The sequence below is a fragment of the Mycolicibacterium frederiksbergense genome (assembly GCF_012223425.1).
Classification (GTDB): domain Bacteria; phylum Actinomycetota; class Actinomycetes; order Mycobacteriales; family Mycobacteriaceae; genus Mycobacterium; species Mycobacterium frederiksbergense.
The window spans coordinates 3764474-3777283 of the sequence record NZ_CP038799.1 but is presented as its reverse complement, the minus strand read 5'-3'; the positions used below and the strand labels follow the sequence as shown (position 1 = coordinate 3777283).

The 12810-nt window shown below is 68.7% G+C and carries 16 protein-coding genes; 9 read left to right on the top strand and 7 right to left on the bottom strand.

The features are described 5' to 3' along the window. The first annotated feature begins 6 nt into the window (after nt 1–6). Nucleotides 7–1218, top strand: coding sequence for an aminodeoxychorismate synthase component I (locus EXE63_RS21390; RefSeq protein ID WP_168143592.1), 1212 nt, complete (start codon nt 7–9; stop codon nt 1216–1218). On the opposite strand, the gene rsmI is transcribed toward EXE63_RS21390, so the two are convergent. Continuing rightward, on the bottom strand, nt 1207–2043 hold the full coding sequence (gene rsmI, locus EXE63_RS21385; protein ID WP_168143591.1) for a 16S rRNA (cytidine(1402)-2'-O)-methyltransferase: 837 nt from the start codon (nt 2041–2043) through the stop codon (nt 1207–1209). The genes EXE63_RS21390 and rsmI overlap by 12 nt on opposite strands. A 24-nt stretch (nt 2044–2067) precedes the next feature. Here rsmI and EXE63_RS21380 point away from each other — a divergent pair, with 24 nt between their 5' ends. The 3 genes from EXE63_RS21380 (at nt 2068) to EXE63_RS21370 (ending at nt 4720) form a co-directional block, all read left to right on the top strand. Further along, nucleotides 2068–3606, top strand: coding sequence for a dolichyl-phosphate-mannose--protein mannosyltransferase (locus EXE63_RS21380; RefSeq protein ID WP_168143590.1), 1539 nt, complete (start codon nt 2068–2070; stop codon nt 3604–3606). Nucleotides 3607–3679: 73 nt separating this feature from the next. Next, the gene (gene soxR / locus EXE63_RS21375; protein ID WP_234904620.1) at nt 3680–4081 is read left to right on the top strand and encodes a redox-sensitive transcriptional activator SoxR; all 402 of its coding nucleotides are present in this window, start codon (nt 3680–3682) and stop codon (nt 4079–4081) included. A gap of 30 nt (nt 4082–4111) precedes the next feature. Then, nucleotides 4112–4720, top strand: a complete 609-nt coding sequence (locus EXE63_RS21370; protein ID WP_168143588.1) for an alpha-ketoglutarate-dependent dioxygenase AlkB — start codon at nt 4112–4114, stop codon at nt 4718–4720. Here EXE63_RS21370 and EXE63_RS21365 read toward each other — a convergent pair. Both EXE63_RS21365 and EXE63_RS21360 read right to left on the bottom strand, forming a co-directional pair. Further along, nucleotides 4717–5373, bottom strand: a complete 657-nt coding sequence (locus EXE63_RS21365) for a DUF5642 family protein (protein WP_168143587.1) — start codon at nt 5371–5373, stop codon at nt 4717–4719. The genes EXE63_RS21370 and EXE63_RS21365 overlap by 4 nt on opposite strands. A gap of 10 nt (nt 5374–5383) precedes the next feature. Then, a complete protein-coding gene (locus tag EXE63_RS21360; protein WP_234904210.1) occupies nt 5384–6073 on the bottom strand; it encodes a DUF5642 family protein in 690 nt (229 codons plus the stop codon). A 101-nt stretch (nt 6074–6174) separates the two neighbouring features. Between EXE63_RS21360 and lpqN the strand changes: the two genes are divergently transcribed. Further along, nucleotides 6175–6870, top strand: coding sequence for an envelope biogenesis lipoprotein LpqN (lpqN, locus tag EXE63_RS21355; RefSeq protein WP_168143586.1), 696 nt, complete (start codon nt 6175–6177; stop codon nt 6868–6870). Here lpqN and EXE63_RS21350 read toward each other — a convergent pair. Both EXE63_RS21350 and pat read right to left on the bottom strand, forming a co-directional pair. Further along, nucleotides 6867–7694, bottom strand: coding sequence for a shikimate 5-dehydrogenase (locus EXE63_RS21350; RefSeq protein ID WP_168143585.1), 828 nt, complete (start codon nt 7692–7694; stop codon nt 6867–6869). The genes lpqN and EXE63_RS21350 overlap by 4 nt on opposite strands. Then, nucleotides 7695–8693: an acetyltransferase Pat gene (gene pat / locus EXE63_RS21345; RefSeq protein WP_168143584.1), complete on the bottom strand. Its 999-nt coding sequence runs from the start codon at nt 8691–8693 to the stop codon at nt 7695–7697. A gap of 131 nt (nt 8694–8824) precedes the next feature. Here pat and EXE63_RS21340 point away from each other — a divergent pair, with 131 nt between their 5' ends. The 3 genes from EXE63_RS21340 (at nt 8825) to EXE63_RS21330 (ending at nt 10531) form a co-directional block, all read left to right on the top strand. Further along, nucleotides 8825–9472, top strand: coding sequence for a TetR/AcrR family transcriptional regulator (locus EXE63_RS21340; protein ID WP_168143583.1), 648 nt, complete (start codon nt 8825–8827; stop codon nt 9470–9472). A 123-nt stretch (nt 9473–9595) separates the two neighbouring features. Then, complete coding sequence (locus EXE63_RS21335) at nt 9596–10180, top strand: carboxymuconolactone decarboxylase family protein (protein WP_168143582.1); 585 nt, start codon at nt 9596–9598, stop codon at nt 10178–10180. A gap of 135 nt (nt 10181–10315) precedes the next feature. Continuing rightward, the gene (locus tag EXE63_RS21330; protein WP_168143581.1) at nt 10316–10531 is read left to right on the top strand and encodes a hypothetical protein; all 216 of its coding nucleotides are present in this window, start codon (nt 10316–10318) and stop codon (nt 10529–10531) included. A gap of 8 nt (nt 10532–10539) precedes the next feature. Here the strand turns inward: EXE63_RS21330 and EXE63_RS21325 are convergent, their stop codons facing one another. After that, nucleotides 10540–10917, bottom strand: coding sequence for a YidH family protein (locus EXE63_RS21325; protein ID WP_168143580.1), 378 nt, complete (start codon nt 10915–10917; stop codon nt 10540–10542). A gap of 30 nt (nt 10918–10947) precedes the next feature. Further along, the gene (locus tag EXE63_RS21320) at nt 10948–11784 is read right to left on the bottom strand and encodes a helix-turn-helix transcriptional regulator (protein ID WP_168143579.1); all 837 of its coding nucleotides are present in this window, start codon (nt 11782–11784) and stop codon (nt 10948–10950) included. Nucleotides 11785–11871: 87 nt separating this feature from the next. Here EXE63_RS21320 and EXE63_RS21315 point away from each other — a divergent pair, with 87 nt between their 5' ends. Further along, a complete protein-coding gene (locus tag EXE63_RS21315; RefSeq protein WP_168143578.1) occupies nt 11872–12804 on the top strand; it encodes an SDR family oxidoreductase in 933 nt (310 codons plus the stop codon). Nucleotides 12805–12810 lie beyond the last annotated feature (6 nt).

Below are 12810 nucleotides of genomic sequence, written 5' to 3'. Positions count from 1 at the left end.
GGGTCGGTGCGCATCGACCGACTCGGCCACCTGGGCAACGCGCCCGGCGTGCTGCGCTGGGTCGCCGACGCCGCGGCACGCCTGGGCCTGGCACCGCCGGCCGCGCTCATCGGGGACTGGTTCGGGTCCAAGGCCGTCATCGCACCATCGCTGGATGCGGTGCCGGCCACCGAGGTGTTCGCGGTCAGCCCGGGGGCTTCGCAGGCCGTCGGCGGGGGGTGGTTCGGGTACCTGTCCTACCCCGACGGGCCTGCGGCGCCGCGCATCCCCGTGGCCGCCGGCGGCTGGTCCGACTCGGTGCTGCGCCAAGCTGCCGACGGGTGCTGGTGGTACGAGAGCCTCACCGGGGCACCATGTCCCGAATGGCTGTCCGGGGTCACCGAAGCGGGGCCGCGGCCATACGCGATGGACTGGGCCGCGCCCGACCGCGATCGGCATCTGACCGCGGTGGCGGCCTGTCTGGAGGCGATCGCGGCCGGCGAGGTGTATCAGGCGTGTGTCTGCACCCAGTTCCATGGCCGGATCACCGGTGACCCACTGGATTTCTTCGTCGATGCCGTCGCTCGCACCGCCCCGGCGCGGGCCGCCTACGTCGCCGGCAGCTGGGGCGCGGTGGCGTCATTGTCGCCGGAGTTGTTCCTGCGGCGCCGCGACGAATCCGTCATCTCCAGCCCGATCAAAGGCACACTGCCCCTGCACAAGTCGCCTGCGCTGCTGCGCACGTCGGTCAAGGATGTCGCCGAGAACATCATGATCGTCGACCTGGTGCGCAACGATCTGAGCCGGCTGGCGATCACCGGATCGGTGACGGTTCCCGAACTGCTGCGGGTGCGGCCGGCCCCGGGCGTGTGGCATCTGGTGTCCACGGTCGCGGCCCGGATCCCGGTCGATGTGCCGATGTCCGAGGTGCTGGAGGCCACCTTCCCGCCGGCGTCGGTGACCGGAACCCCGAAGGGCCGGGCCCGCGAACTGCTCCTGGACTGGGAGCCCGAGAGGCGCGGGATCTACTGCGGCACAGTTGGTTTGGCCTCACCCAGCGCGGGCACCGAATTGAACGTGGCCATCCGGACAGTGGAGTTCGACGCAGCCGGTGCCGCGGTGCTCGGTGTCGGCGGCGGGATCACTGCGGACTCCGACCCGGCCGCCGAATGGGAGGAATGCCTGCACAAGGCGGCGCCCACCGTCGGGCTCGGTCCCCCGTCGCCGCTACTCGCGTGACTTCAAGATCAGATCGTAGAGCTCCCGCTTCGATGTCGAGCCGGGATTCGCCGCGACCACCTGCGCGCACGCGTCCTTGACCCGGACGCCGTCCTCGACGAGCTCGGCCACCTCGTCGACCAGTATCTGCAGGTCGGTCTGCGGGACGGCGCCCGCCAGCACCACGGTGATCTCCCCGAGGACCCCGGCTGCGGCCCAGTCCGCGAGCTCGCCGAGGGTGCCGCGTTTGACCTCCTCGTGCGTCTTGGTCAGCTCCCGGCACACCACGGCCCGCCGATCCGGGCCGAGCACGTCGACGGCGTCGCCCAGCGTGTCGGCCAGCCGGCGCGGCGACTCGAAGAACACACAGGTGCGCCGCTCGCCGGCGAGCTCCCCCAGCCAGGTCCGGCGCGCCCCCTGCTTTCGCGGCGCGAACCCCTCGAAGCAGAACCGGTCGGCGGCCAGCCCGGACACCGCCAACGCCGTCGTCACCGCCGACGGACCGGGAAGGCAGCTCACCGTCAGACCCGCACCCACACACGCCGTCACCAACCGGTAGCCCGGATCGTTGATCAACGGCATCCCCGCGTCACTGATCAACAACACCGTCGCACCCGCGGCGATCTCCTCGAGCAGCATCGGCACCCGGGCGGCCTCGTTCTGGTCGAACAGGCTCAGTATCCGGCCGGCCGGAGTCACCTGGAGCGCGGCGACCAGCGTGCGGGCCCGCCGGGTGTCCTCGGCGGCGATCACGTCGGCGGACGCCAGCGCCTCGACAAGGCGCGCCGAGGCGTCCCCGGGCTGGCCCAACGGGGTGGCACCCAGGAGCAGTCGGCCGTGTTCCACCGCTAAAGCCTACGATCGTCGGTGATGACCGCTCCCGACACCGTGCTTCCGGAGCGCGCCGCACCCGTGATCAGCCCGGGCCCGCTTGTGCCGGTGCCCGACTTCGGGCCCGTCGACCGGCTGCAGGGCTGGGTGATGACGGCCATCATCGGGGCGTTGGCCGCGCTGACCCGGTTCCTGAACCTCGGGTCGCCGACCGACGCGGGCACCCCGATCTTCGACGAGAAGCATTACGCGCCGCAGGCCTGGCAGATGCTGGGCAACGGTGGCCTGGAGGACAACCCCGGCTACGGGCTGGTGGTGCATCCGCCGCTGTCCAAGGCGCTGATGGCCGTCGGCGAGTGGATCTTCGGCTACAACGGGCTGGGCTGGCGGTTCTCCGGCGCGGTGTGCGGCGTCATCATCGTGATCCTGGTGGCGCGGATCGTGCGGCGGATCAGCCGCTCGACACTGGTCGGTGCGCTCGCCGGCTTGCTGATCATCGCTGACGGTGTCAGCTTCGTCTCGGCGCGCACCGCGCTGCTGGACGTCTACCTGGTGGTGTTCGTGGTGGCGGCCTTCGGCGCGCTGATCGTGGATCGCGACCAGGTGCGGCTGCGGATGCACGTCGCCCTGCTGGAGGGCCGGATCGGCGACACCCCCTGGGGCCCGCGGCTCGGGGTGCGCTGGTGGCGGTTCGGCGCCGGCGTGCTGCTGGGCCTGGCCTGCGCCACCAAATGGTCGGGGCTGTACTTCATCGCGTTCTTCGGCCTGATGACGCTGGCCTTCGACGTCGCCGCGCGCCGCCAATACCGGGCGCCCCGACCGTGGCTGGGCACGCTGCGCCGCGACACCGTGCCCGCGGTGTACGCGCTGGGCGTGATCCCGCTGTTGGTGTACCTGGCGTCGTATGCGCGCTGGTTCGCCTCCGAGACCGGGGTGTACCGGCATGAGGTGGGCCGCACCATCGGCGAGGGCGGTCTGCTGCCCGACGCGATCCGCTCGCTCTGGTACTACACGTCCTCGGTCTACAAGTTCCATTCCGGGCTGACCAACGCCGCGGGCAATCACCATCCGTGGGAATCCAAGCCATGGACGTGGCCGATGTCGCTGCGGCCGGTGCTCTACGCCATCGATCAGCAGAACGTGCCGGGCTGTGGTGCGGAATCTTGCGTCAAGGCGGTGATGCTGGTCGGCACCCCGACCATGTGGTTCATCGCGGTGCCGGTGCTGATGTTCGCGGTGTGGCGGACGTTCGTGCGCCGCGACTGGCGTTATGCCGCAGTGTTGGTGGGATATTCGGCCGGTTTCCTGCCCTGGTTCCTCGACATCGACCGGCAGATGTATTTCTTCTATGCCACGACGATGGCGCCGTTCCTGGTGATGCTGATAGCGCTGATACTGGGCGAGATCCTGTATCAGCCCCGGCAGAACGCCGAGCGCAGAACGCTGGGCCTGATCGCCGTGAGTTGTTACGTGGCGCTGGTGATCACCAACTTCGCCTGGCTCTACCCGATTCTGACCGGGCTGCCGATATCGCAGACCACCTGGCATATGCAGATCTGGCTGCCGTCCTGGCGGTAGCAGAACGCGGCACCGCGAGCCGAGCTCAACTATTGTTGAGGTCGTGGAAATCCACGAACTGACGCCCGGTGAGATGTCCCTGCGCAGCGGAGTGGCGGTGTCCGCGCTGCATTTCTACGAGCGCGAAGGCCTGATCAGCTGCCGGCGCACCTCGGGCAATCAACGCCGCTACCCCCGCGAGACGCTGCGCCGGGTCGCGTTCATCCGGATGTCGCAGCGCCTCGGCATCCCGCTGGCCCGCATCCGCGAGGCGCTGGCCACCCTGCCCGATGACCGGATTCCGACGAGCAAGGACTGGGCCCGGCTCTCGGCGGGCTGGCGACAGGACCTGGAAGACCGGATCGTGCATCTGGAGCGGCTGCGCGACAATCTGACCGGGTGCATCGGCTGCGGGTGCATGAGCCTGAAGGCCTGTCAGCTGGTCAACCCCGAAGACGTGCTGGCCGATCACGGGCCCGGCGCGGTCAACCTCTGATATCGAACGCATGTGCGATACGCTGGGGTCGTGTCTCTGGCCGTTCAAGGGTCGCTCTTCGACCACGACGAACGTCGAAACCTGGGCGCCGGCGCCTGGATCGACGTGCGTGCCGGCTGGCTGAACGGCTGGCTGGACGGTGACGGGTCCCTGTTCGACGAGCTGATGGAGGCCATTCCGTGGCGTGCCGAGCGCCGTCAGATGTACGAACGGGTGCTCGATGTGCCCCGTCTGGTCAGCTTCCACGATCTCGCCGACGGCCCCGCTCCGCACCCGGCGATCGCACGCTTGCGCAGGCGACTCAACGACATCTACGCGGGCGAACTCGGCGAACCGTTCACCAGTGCCGGACTGTGCCTGTACCGCGACGGCACCGACAGCGTCGCGTGGCATGGCGACACCGTGGGGCGCAGCAGCACCGAGGACACCATGGTGGCGATCGTGAGCCTGGGCGCGCGAAGGACTTTCGCGATGCGTCCGCGCACCGGGGGGCGCTCGCTGCGGTTACCGCAGGGCCACGGGGATCTGCTGGTGATGGGCGGTTCCTGCCAGCGGACCTGGGAGCACGCGGTCCCGAAGACGGCACGCCCGACGGGTCCGCGGATCAGCATCCAGTTCCGGCCCCGCGATGTGCGTTAGCCGCGCACCGCGGCCACCGCGGCGGTGAGCAGGTCCCTGGCCTTCTGGGTGTCCACCGGAGCGACGGGGGTGTTCGGCACCACCAGCGGATTGGCCGTGACGATCACCAGGTATGAGTCGAAACTTGCCACGTAGTTGAACAACTCACCGCTGTGCGGCTTCCCGTCCACCACCGTCTGCACCACGCGATGGGTGCCCACGACGCGCGCACCCTCGATTTTCGGGGTTTCGACGACCTCGACCAGGCCACGCACGCCCGGCCCGCCGTAGCCGACCTTCTGGCAGTCCGGGCCCGGCTCGTTGAACGGCACCGGCTCCGATGTCTCGACGGCGATGGCGATGAAGCGGTTGCCCTTGCCTTCAGCGGTGGTGGCGGCCATGTTGCCCTGCGCGCCGTCCGGGATGGCAAGGCCGGCGGCGAATTTCGCACATGCCTGCGGCTCCACCCGCACCCCGGGCGGCACCGCCGCGGGGGCGAGCAGTTTGGGGTCGATACCGGTGGGTCCGGTCGTGGTGACCTGGAACTGCGAGTCGAACGTCGACTTCACCTCGAAGACTCCGGCGATGCCGGTGCCCTGCTCGGGTTCGGCTGCCGTGCAGGCGGTGAGGGCGGCCGCGCAGGCGGTGAGGGCGAACACCCGTGGCGAGAACATCGCCGCCAATCTACCGGCCTGCGCCGCGGACGGAGCTGACCGTCTGCGTCAGCAATCGCGCGGCGACATCGGGGCCGAGCACCGGCAGGGCCGAACCGGGGTCGGTCACCACCGTCACCGATGCGACGTAACCCGAGTCCAGATAGGCGCTGACGGTATCGGCGTGTGAGCGCGTCTCGGTGCCCCCTTCGACGACAGTGGTGGCCACCGTGCTCATGGCGACCGTCGGCGTGTCGGCGATGACGGGCGGTTCGACCGCATTCACGGCGGCGCTCGTGCGCCCACCGGTCAGCATCCAGGCCGCGCAGCCGTCCGGCGGTGCACCGGAGACCCCCGGACCCGCGACGAGGGCGTAGACGATTCCGCCCGGCCCCGACGCCGACCAGCCCCGCACCGGAGCTCCGGCACCCGGATCGGCCAGCACCCCACACCACGCGGGATCGGCGGTCCAATTCGGTTTCAGCCCCCAGAACGACGCCGGCGCAGCATGATCCGCGAGATCGCCGACCTCATAGCCGGGCGGCAGCTCGCTGCGCACCCGCGCGACCGCGGCCGGGTTCACCACGCCGGAAGCCTGGCCGGCCGATGACGGCGCGGGCCTGAGTGGCGGGGGCGCTTCGCATCCGGTGACGGCGAGTACGGCGCCCAGACAGATCGCGTAGGCACGCATGAAGCTGTGGTACCACATCGGCACACGCATACGGCCGTTCTCCGATATTGACGCGCTCGCCCGCGCGTGGTCACTCCGCCAGGTAACGTCCCGCACGAGATCGCCTTCGGGTGCCCACGACAGGAGACGCAATGAACAAGCAGACGACCGCCCGTGGCGTGGCCGCGGCGGCCGCAGCGCTCGGCCTGGCCTTGGCCGGCTGCGGGTCGGACACCAAGACCGAATCCACCAGCAGCGCCGAGGAGAGCACCAGCGCCACCTCTTCCGAAGCCGCCGAGACCAGCACCGCTGCCCAGCCGGCAGGCGAGAATTACACCATTTCTGAGTACATCCAGGACAACGGCATCACAGAGGCCACGGTAAAAAGGGGTGACACGGGCGCCCCCACGGTGAACCTGCCCACGCCGGCCGGCTGGATCGACGCCGGGCCAGCCACCCCAGAATGGGCCTACAGCCAGATCGTCTTCACCGACCCGTCGATGCCGCCACCGCCGCCCACGATCACCGCGATCATGTCGAAGCTGACCGGCGACGTCGACGGCGCCAAGGTCCTCGAGTTCGCCGCGGGTGAGCTCAGGAACCTGCCCCAGTTCGACGGCCCCACCGAGGGCCAGCCCGGCAAGCTCGGCGGGTTCGACGCCGTCCAGGTCGGTGGCACCTACGTCAAGGACGGTAAGAACCTGCTCGTCGCCCAGAAGACGACGATCATCCCCGCCGATGACGGCGTGTTCGTGCTGCAGATCAACGCCGAGGGCACCGAGGAGCAGATGGGCCCGCTGATGGATGCCACGTCGGCCATCGACGAGGAAACGACCATCACGCCTTAGGCACGGGAGATCGCCGACGCGGCGGCGATCTGTTGTTCGGTCGGCCGGACGCCGGTGTAACGCTCGAACTGCTCGGCCGCCTGCAGCGCGATGACCTCCGCGCCGGTGATCACCGTGGTGCCCGCTGCGCGCGCGGCGACGATCAGCGGAGTCTCCGACGGGAGTGCCACCACATCGAAAACGGCACCGGCGGCGGCGATCACGTCGTCGTCGAAGGCCTGCTGAGTTTCCTCGGCCGCCCCGGCCATACCGATCGGGGTGACGTTCACCAGGATCGGCGCACGCAGCGACCCGACCTCCGGTGCGTACCGGTAGCCCACGCGGTCGGCCAGCGCCCGCCCGGCCTCGGCGTTACGCGCCACGATGACGCCCCCGCCGAAGCCGGCCCCGGCGAAGGCCGCCGCCACGGCGTTGGCCATTCCGCCGCTGCCACGGATGATGACGTCCTCATCCGGATTCAGCGCATGCCGGGCGATCAGGCCTTGCACGGCAAGGTAGTCGGTGTTCGAGGCGCGTAAATGGCCGTCATCGTTGACGATCGTGTTGACCGACTCGATGGCCCGCGCCGAGGGCTCGATCTCGTCGACCAGAGCCATGACATCGGATTTGAACGGCATCGACACCGAGCAGCCGCGGATGCCCAGCGCGCGCACCCCGCCGATGGCGGCGGTGATATCGGTTGTGGTGAAGGCCTTGTAGATGAAGTCGAGGCCGAGTTCGTCGTACAGATAGTTGTGAAATCGGGTGCCGATGTTGCTGGGGCGGGCGGCCAGTGAGATGCACAGCCGGGTGTCCTTGTTCAACGGTGGCCGCCGGACTCCCATTCAGCTCACCGATCGCATCGTGCGGCGTGCCATCTCGGCGATCTCCTCGTACATCTCCGGCCGCAGGGACAACGACTTGGCTGCCGGCACGTCCACCTCCGTGATGACCACGTTCAGATCATCGCGCACCCAGTGCGCGCCGGCACGGTCCATGATGGCCCGCATGGCGTAGTTGTCCGTCAGCACCCGCGCGGTGAACCGCGTGACACCGCCGACATGTGCGGCCACCGCAAGCGCCTCCATCAGGAAGGTGCCGACGCCGTGGCCCTGATAGACGTCGGCCACGATGAACGCCACCTCGGCGATGCTCACCCCGTGCCCCTCCCGCACGAAGCGGGCGTCGGCGACCACCGGCCCGTCCGGTCCGGCGGTCATCACCCAGACGAAGTGGTCTACATAGTCGACCTCGAACAGGTACGCCATCAGTGCCGGGGTGGGCACCCGGGTGCTCTGGAACCGGCGGTAGAGCGTCTCGGAGGAGAACTCGATCGGCCCGCTCACGGTGCGCACATTGTCACCGGGCAGCACGGGGCGCAGATGCAGCACCAGATGATCACGCAGGGCGATCTCGATGGGGGTGATGTGGGCCGCCAGCCGCTGGCGGGCGGTCCGCACCAAGCGGGTCATCGCCTCGGGCAGTTCCAGCATCTGAGCGAAGGCGTCCTGGTTGCCGACCCAGCCGCTCAGCTCGGTGGTCGCGACCACCGTGGCGTTGCGGGGCTTGTCGCGCAGCAGCGCGATCTCGCCGACGACGACACCGGGCCCCAGCTGCGACACCGTCACCGCGCCGTCCTTGCCGACGTGCGTCACCTCGGCCTGCCCCGACCCGATGAGCAGGAACGTCAGGGCCGTCTCACCCTGGCGCATGAGCACCTGGCCGGGCGCCGCGACCAGCGGTTGTAGCTGCGCGGCCAACGGTCGCAGCGTCGGCGCGGGGCAACCGGCGAAGAACTCCAGGGCGGCCAGTTCGTCGGCGCGGACAGCGGTCACTCCGGACACCTCACGAGGCTACGGCGGCGAGGATGGGGTCGGCAACAACCCCGGCGCGGGCATTTGCTATAAGAGCCCACAAACCAGCAGTTCGGCAGGTTTTCTACGCATGAGTCAGATAACTGTGGCAAACTCCGCGTATGACACAAGCGCTGCGCCGAACTCGCGGGCGTCCACGAGCAGCCAATGGTGCCGAAACCCGTGAACGGATCATCCACGCGGCGCGGCAGGTTTTCAGTGAACTTGGCTACGACGCGTCGACATTCCAGGCGATCGCCGAACGCGCCAATTTGACCCGTCCGGCGATCAATCACTACTTCACCAACAAGAAGGATCTGTACGGGCAGGTGCTGGCAAGCACCAACACCGCGCTGTTCGAGGCCGGTGTGGGAGCCGCGGCCGCCGAGACCACCCTGACCGGCAAGCTGTCGGCCTTCATGACCGGGATGCTGGCCGCGCACCGGGAGTTCGACTCAGCGGCGGCGTTCCTGGTCACCTCGATGCTGGAGGCCTACCGGCACCCCGAGCTCAAGAACGACGAATACGCACCACGCGAAGATGTCCGCGCGTTCTTGAGCACCGCTGTCAGCGACGCCGCCGACAACGGCCAGCTGGCCGCCGACGCCGACGCTGCCGCGCTCGTGGAAATGTTGCTGGTGTTGATGTTCGGGATGGGCTTCTATGCCGGGTTCGTCGGCACCGATGCCGAGGTCGCCGCGGTTCTCGACAAATTGCAGCGGTTGTTGGCCAACAATCTGTGGAACGTGCAGGAGTCCGCCGCCAGCTGACGTCGGCCCGACTCGCCCGTTTCCGGCGCGAAGCGTCACATTCGTCATTTCCGAGATCGTCGTGCAATCTTGTGAGAACGCCATTACCGATATGGCCTCGCGCGACGAGAGGAACCCTCCGAGATGACCCGTGTCGACCCGCTGGCTCCCAAGGAGTGGCCCCCGCAGATGCGCGAGGCGCTGGCGGCCATGAACCCGCCGGTGCGCCGTCATCCCCCGTTGCCGACCGAGGGACGACCGAAAGGTCTCAACGTGCTGGGCGCCTTGGCGTACCACCCGGAACTGGCCAAGGCCTTCTTCACCTTCAACGGCCATCTGCTGTCGGCGACCTCGCTGACGCCGCGGCAGCGCGAACTACTGATCCTGCGCACCGCGGTGCTGCGACAATCCGAGTACGAATGGGCTCAGCATGTGGTGATCGCCGGCGATGTGGGCATTTCCCGCGACGAGGTCGCCCAGATCGCCTGGGGCCCGGACTCGTCCCTGTGGTCGGAGGCCGACGCCGTGCTGCTGCGCACCGCCGATGAGCTGGTCGCCGACGGCATCATCGGTGATGACACCTGGGCCACGCTGAACGCACATCTGAGCACGCAGCAGATCCTGGACGTCATCTTCACCGTCGGCGCCTACGAGACGCTGGGGTGGATGTTACGGTCCTTCGGGGTCGAGCTCGACGAGGATGTGCGGGCGCACCTGACCGGCAGGTGATCGTCGCGGCCGCGGCCGACAGACGGTGTGACCCGGCTCTCATGCCGTGGTCGGGTTCGTCTCCTACCACGGTCGCAGATCAAGATCGCCCCCGGGCACGATGCCTGGTCGTCGCGATCTTCGTAGCGTCGAATCATGACACAGGCACAACCCCTCAGGGGATCGCCGGCGGCAGCGATACCATTGCCGCGCATCAATTCTCGGCACTGGATTGCCCGGATGAAGGCGGCGCTGCGCGCGACGTTCATGGTTCCCGCGCAGGAAGCACGCAAGAAGCGCAGCCACCGGGCCGTCCAGCGGGAGGCCTTCATGGAGGACGCCGCCATGGCGCGGGAGATGTACCGGCTCTAACCCGATGGCTACAGCCGCAGCGTGATCGCGAGCAGCGCCAGCACCCCGAGTCCGGCAATCATCGCCGCGACGACGGAGGCGATGGAATAGCGCATCGGACCGAACTCCGCACGCAGCGCGGCCGACTCCTGCCGGTGCTGTATCCAGGCCAGGATCAGCGCCACCACACCGATGACGACCATGACGGTACCGACCAGCTGCGGGCTGACGAAGGGATCGGCCAGGCGCTCACCCTCGGCGAGCTGCTCGAAGATCTGAAAGATGGTGAACCCGAACGCGATCAGCGAGGTCGCCGTCCTGGTCCAGGCCATCAGGGTGCGTTCCATGGCCAGCCGGGTCCGTTCGGCGGCGAGCCGGGTGTTCGGGTCCAGCGGCCGGTCGGTCATCGACACCCAGCATGACACCGTCGCCGCCGCTCACCCCGTCGGCGCGCCGACCACCGACAACAGTTGCAGCTTCTCGTAGCTTTCGCTACCGGGGGCCGCGGTGAAGACCAGCAGCGTATGCGATTCGTCGGGATCCAGCAGGATCTGGCAGTTGAGCTCCAGCGGACCGACCTCGGGATGGCTGTAGCGCTTGACTTCTCGCGGCCTGATACCGACCTCGTGGTCCTCCCATACGGCCCGGAACTCCGCACTCTCGGCGGAAAGCAGTTCCTTGAGCCGAGCCGCCTTGGATTCCGGACCGCGCAGCGTCAATATTCCCCGGAGCCCGGAAACGTACATCCGCGAATAGAACTCGTGATCCTCCGGCGGGCACAAGTCGCGCGCCGAGGGATCGGTGAACCAGCGGTAGCCGATGCTGCGTGACGGCCCGGTGTATCGGCACAGGTCACCGAAGATTGCGACGCCCAGTGAGGTCTGGCGCAGCGTCTCCCCCAGTTCGGTGACGATCTCGGCCGGGGTATCGGCGAGCCGGTCGAAGATCCGCAACATCCCGGGGCTGATGTGGTCGGTGCCCGAACCCCGCACCGGCGGGTGATGTCCGGCCAACCGGTACAGGTGATCGCGCTCGTCGCGGGACAGATGCAACCCCTGGGCGATCGAGGCGATCATCTGTTCGGAGGGCTGCGGGCCGCGCTCGCGTTCCAGGCGCGCGTAGTAGTCCGTCGACATGTGGCACAGCGCGGCGACCTCTTCACGGCGCAACCCACTCGTGCGGCGACGCTGCCCGCGCGGGAGCCCGACGTCCTCCGGCTGCAGGGCACTGCGCCGGCGGACCAGGAATTCCGCCAGTCCGGCTCGATCGATCATGGCTGCCATTGTTCCCCGCCTCGGACTGCGCAGCCACGGATCGTCAGACCGTGGATGCGGCCCTGGATGCCGGGCAATGTCGAACGCATGACAAGCGGACAGTACGACATCGCCATCCCCGACCTGACCGGACAACGCGCGGTGGTGACCGGGGCCAGCGACGGGATAGGGCTCGGTATCGCCGCCAGCCTGGCGCGGGCCGGCGCCGAGGTCATCATGCCGGTGCGCAATACCGACAAGGGCGAGGCGGCGGTCGCCACCATCCGCGCCCGGTATCCGCAGGCGAAGCTGTCGCTGGAGGCACTGGATCTCTCGTCATTGGCATCGATCTCCGCCCTCGGCGAGAAATTGCGCGCCGGTGGCGCCCCGATCCACCTCCTGATCAACAACGCCGGGGTGATGACGCCACCGGACCTGCAGCGCACCGCCGACGGGTTCGAATTGCAGTTCGGCACCAATCACCTGGGCCACTTCGCGCTCACCGGGCACCTGCTGCCGCTGCTGGCAGCAGGACGTGCGCGGGTGACGTCCCAGACGAGCGTCGCCGCGCGCAGCGGCAAGATCAACTGGGACGACCTGAACTGCGAGCGCGGGTATGACGGCATGCGCGCCTACCGGCAGTCCAAGATCGCGTTCGGGCTGTTCGGGCTGGAACTCGCCCGCCGCAGCGCCGCCGCGGGCTGGGCCATCACCAGCAATATCTCGCATCCCGGTGTCGCCCCGACCAGCCTGCTCGCGGCGCGCCCCGAACTCGGCCGCGCCAAGGACACCACCGGGGTCCGGATGATCCGGTGGCTCTCGAAGCGGGGGCTGTTGGCCGGGACTCCCGAGACCGCCAAGCTCCCCGCGCTCGTGGCGGCGACGTCGACCGAACCCGGGGTGTTCTACGGACCCCAGTGGCCCGGCAACGCGGGCGGACCGCCCGGTCCCCAGCAGCTCTGGAAGCCGCTGCGCGACAGCGAGAACGCCGCCCGCGTGTGGGAGGTGTCGCAGGAACTCACCGGTGTCAGGTTCGGATGAAAGGCA

Coding starts and splice junctions, on each gene's coding strand:
- EXE63_RS21380 (WP_168143590.1), top strand. CDS start 2,068: ATGACCGCTCCCGACACCGTGCTTCCGGAGCGCGCCGCACCCGTGATC.
- soxR (WP_234904620.1), top strand. CDS start 3,680: ATGTCCCTGCGCAGCGGAGTGGCGGTGTCCGCGCTGCATTTCTACGAG.
- EXE63_RS21365 (WP_168143587.1), bottom strand. CDS start 5,373: ATGTTCTCGCCACGGGTGTTCGCCCTCACCGCCTGCGCGGCCGCCCTC.
- EXE63_RS21360 (WP_234904210.1), bottom strand. CDS start 6,073: ATGCGTGTGCCGATGTGGTACCACAGCTTCATGCGTGCCTACGCGATC.
- lpqN (WP_168143586.1), top strand. CDS start 6,175: ATGAACAAGCAGACGACCGCCCGTGGCGTGGCCGCGGCGGCCGCAGCG.
- EXE63_RS21350 (WP_168143585.1), bottom strand. CDS start 7,694: ATGGGAGTCCGGCGGCCACCGTTGAACAAGGACACCCGGCTGTGCATC.
- EXE63_RS21340 (WP_168143583.1), top strand. CDS start 8,825: ATGACACAAGCGCTGCGCCGAACTCGCGGGCGTCCACGAGCAGCCAAT.
- EXE63_RS21335 (WP_168143582.1), top strand. CDS start 9,596: ATGACCCGTGTCGACCCGCTGGCTCCCAAGGAGTGGCCCCCGCAGATG.
- EXE63_RS21330 (WP_168143581.1), top strand. CDS start 10,316: ATGACACAGGCACAACCCCTCAGGGGATCGCCGGCGGCAGCGATACCA.
- EXE63_RS21325 (WP_168143580.1), bottom strand. CDS start 10,917: ATGACCGACCGGCCGCTGGACCCGAACACCCGGCTCGCCGCCGAACGG.
- EXE63_RS21320 (WP_168143579.1), bottom strand. CDS start 11,784: ATGATCGATCGAGCCGGACTGGCGGAATTCCTGGTCCGCCGGCGCAGT.
- EXE63_RS21315 (WP_168143578.1), top strand. CDS start 11,872: ATGACAAGCGGACAGTACGACATCGCCATCCCCGACCTGACCGGACAA.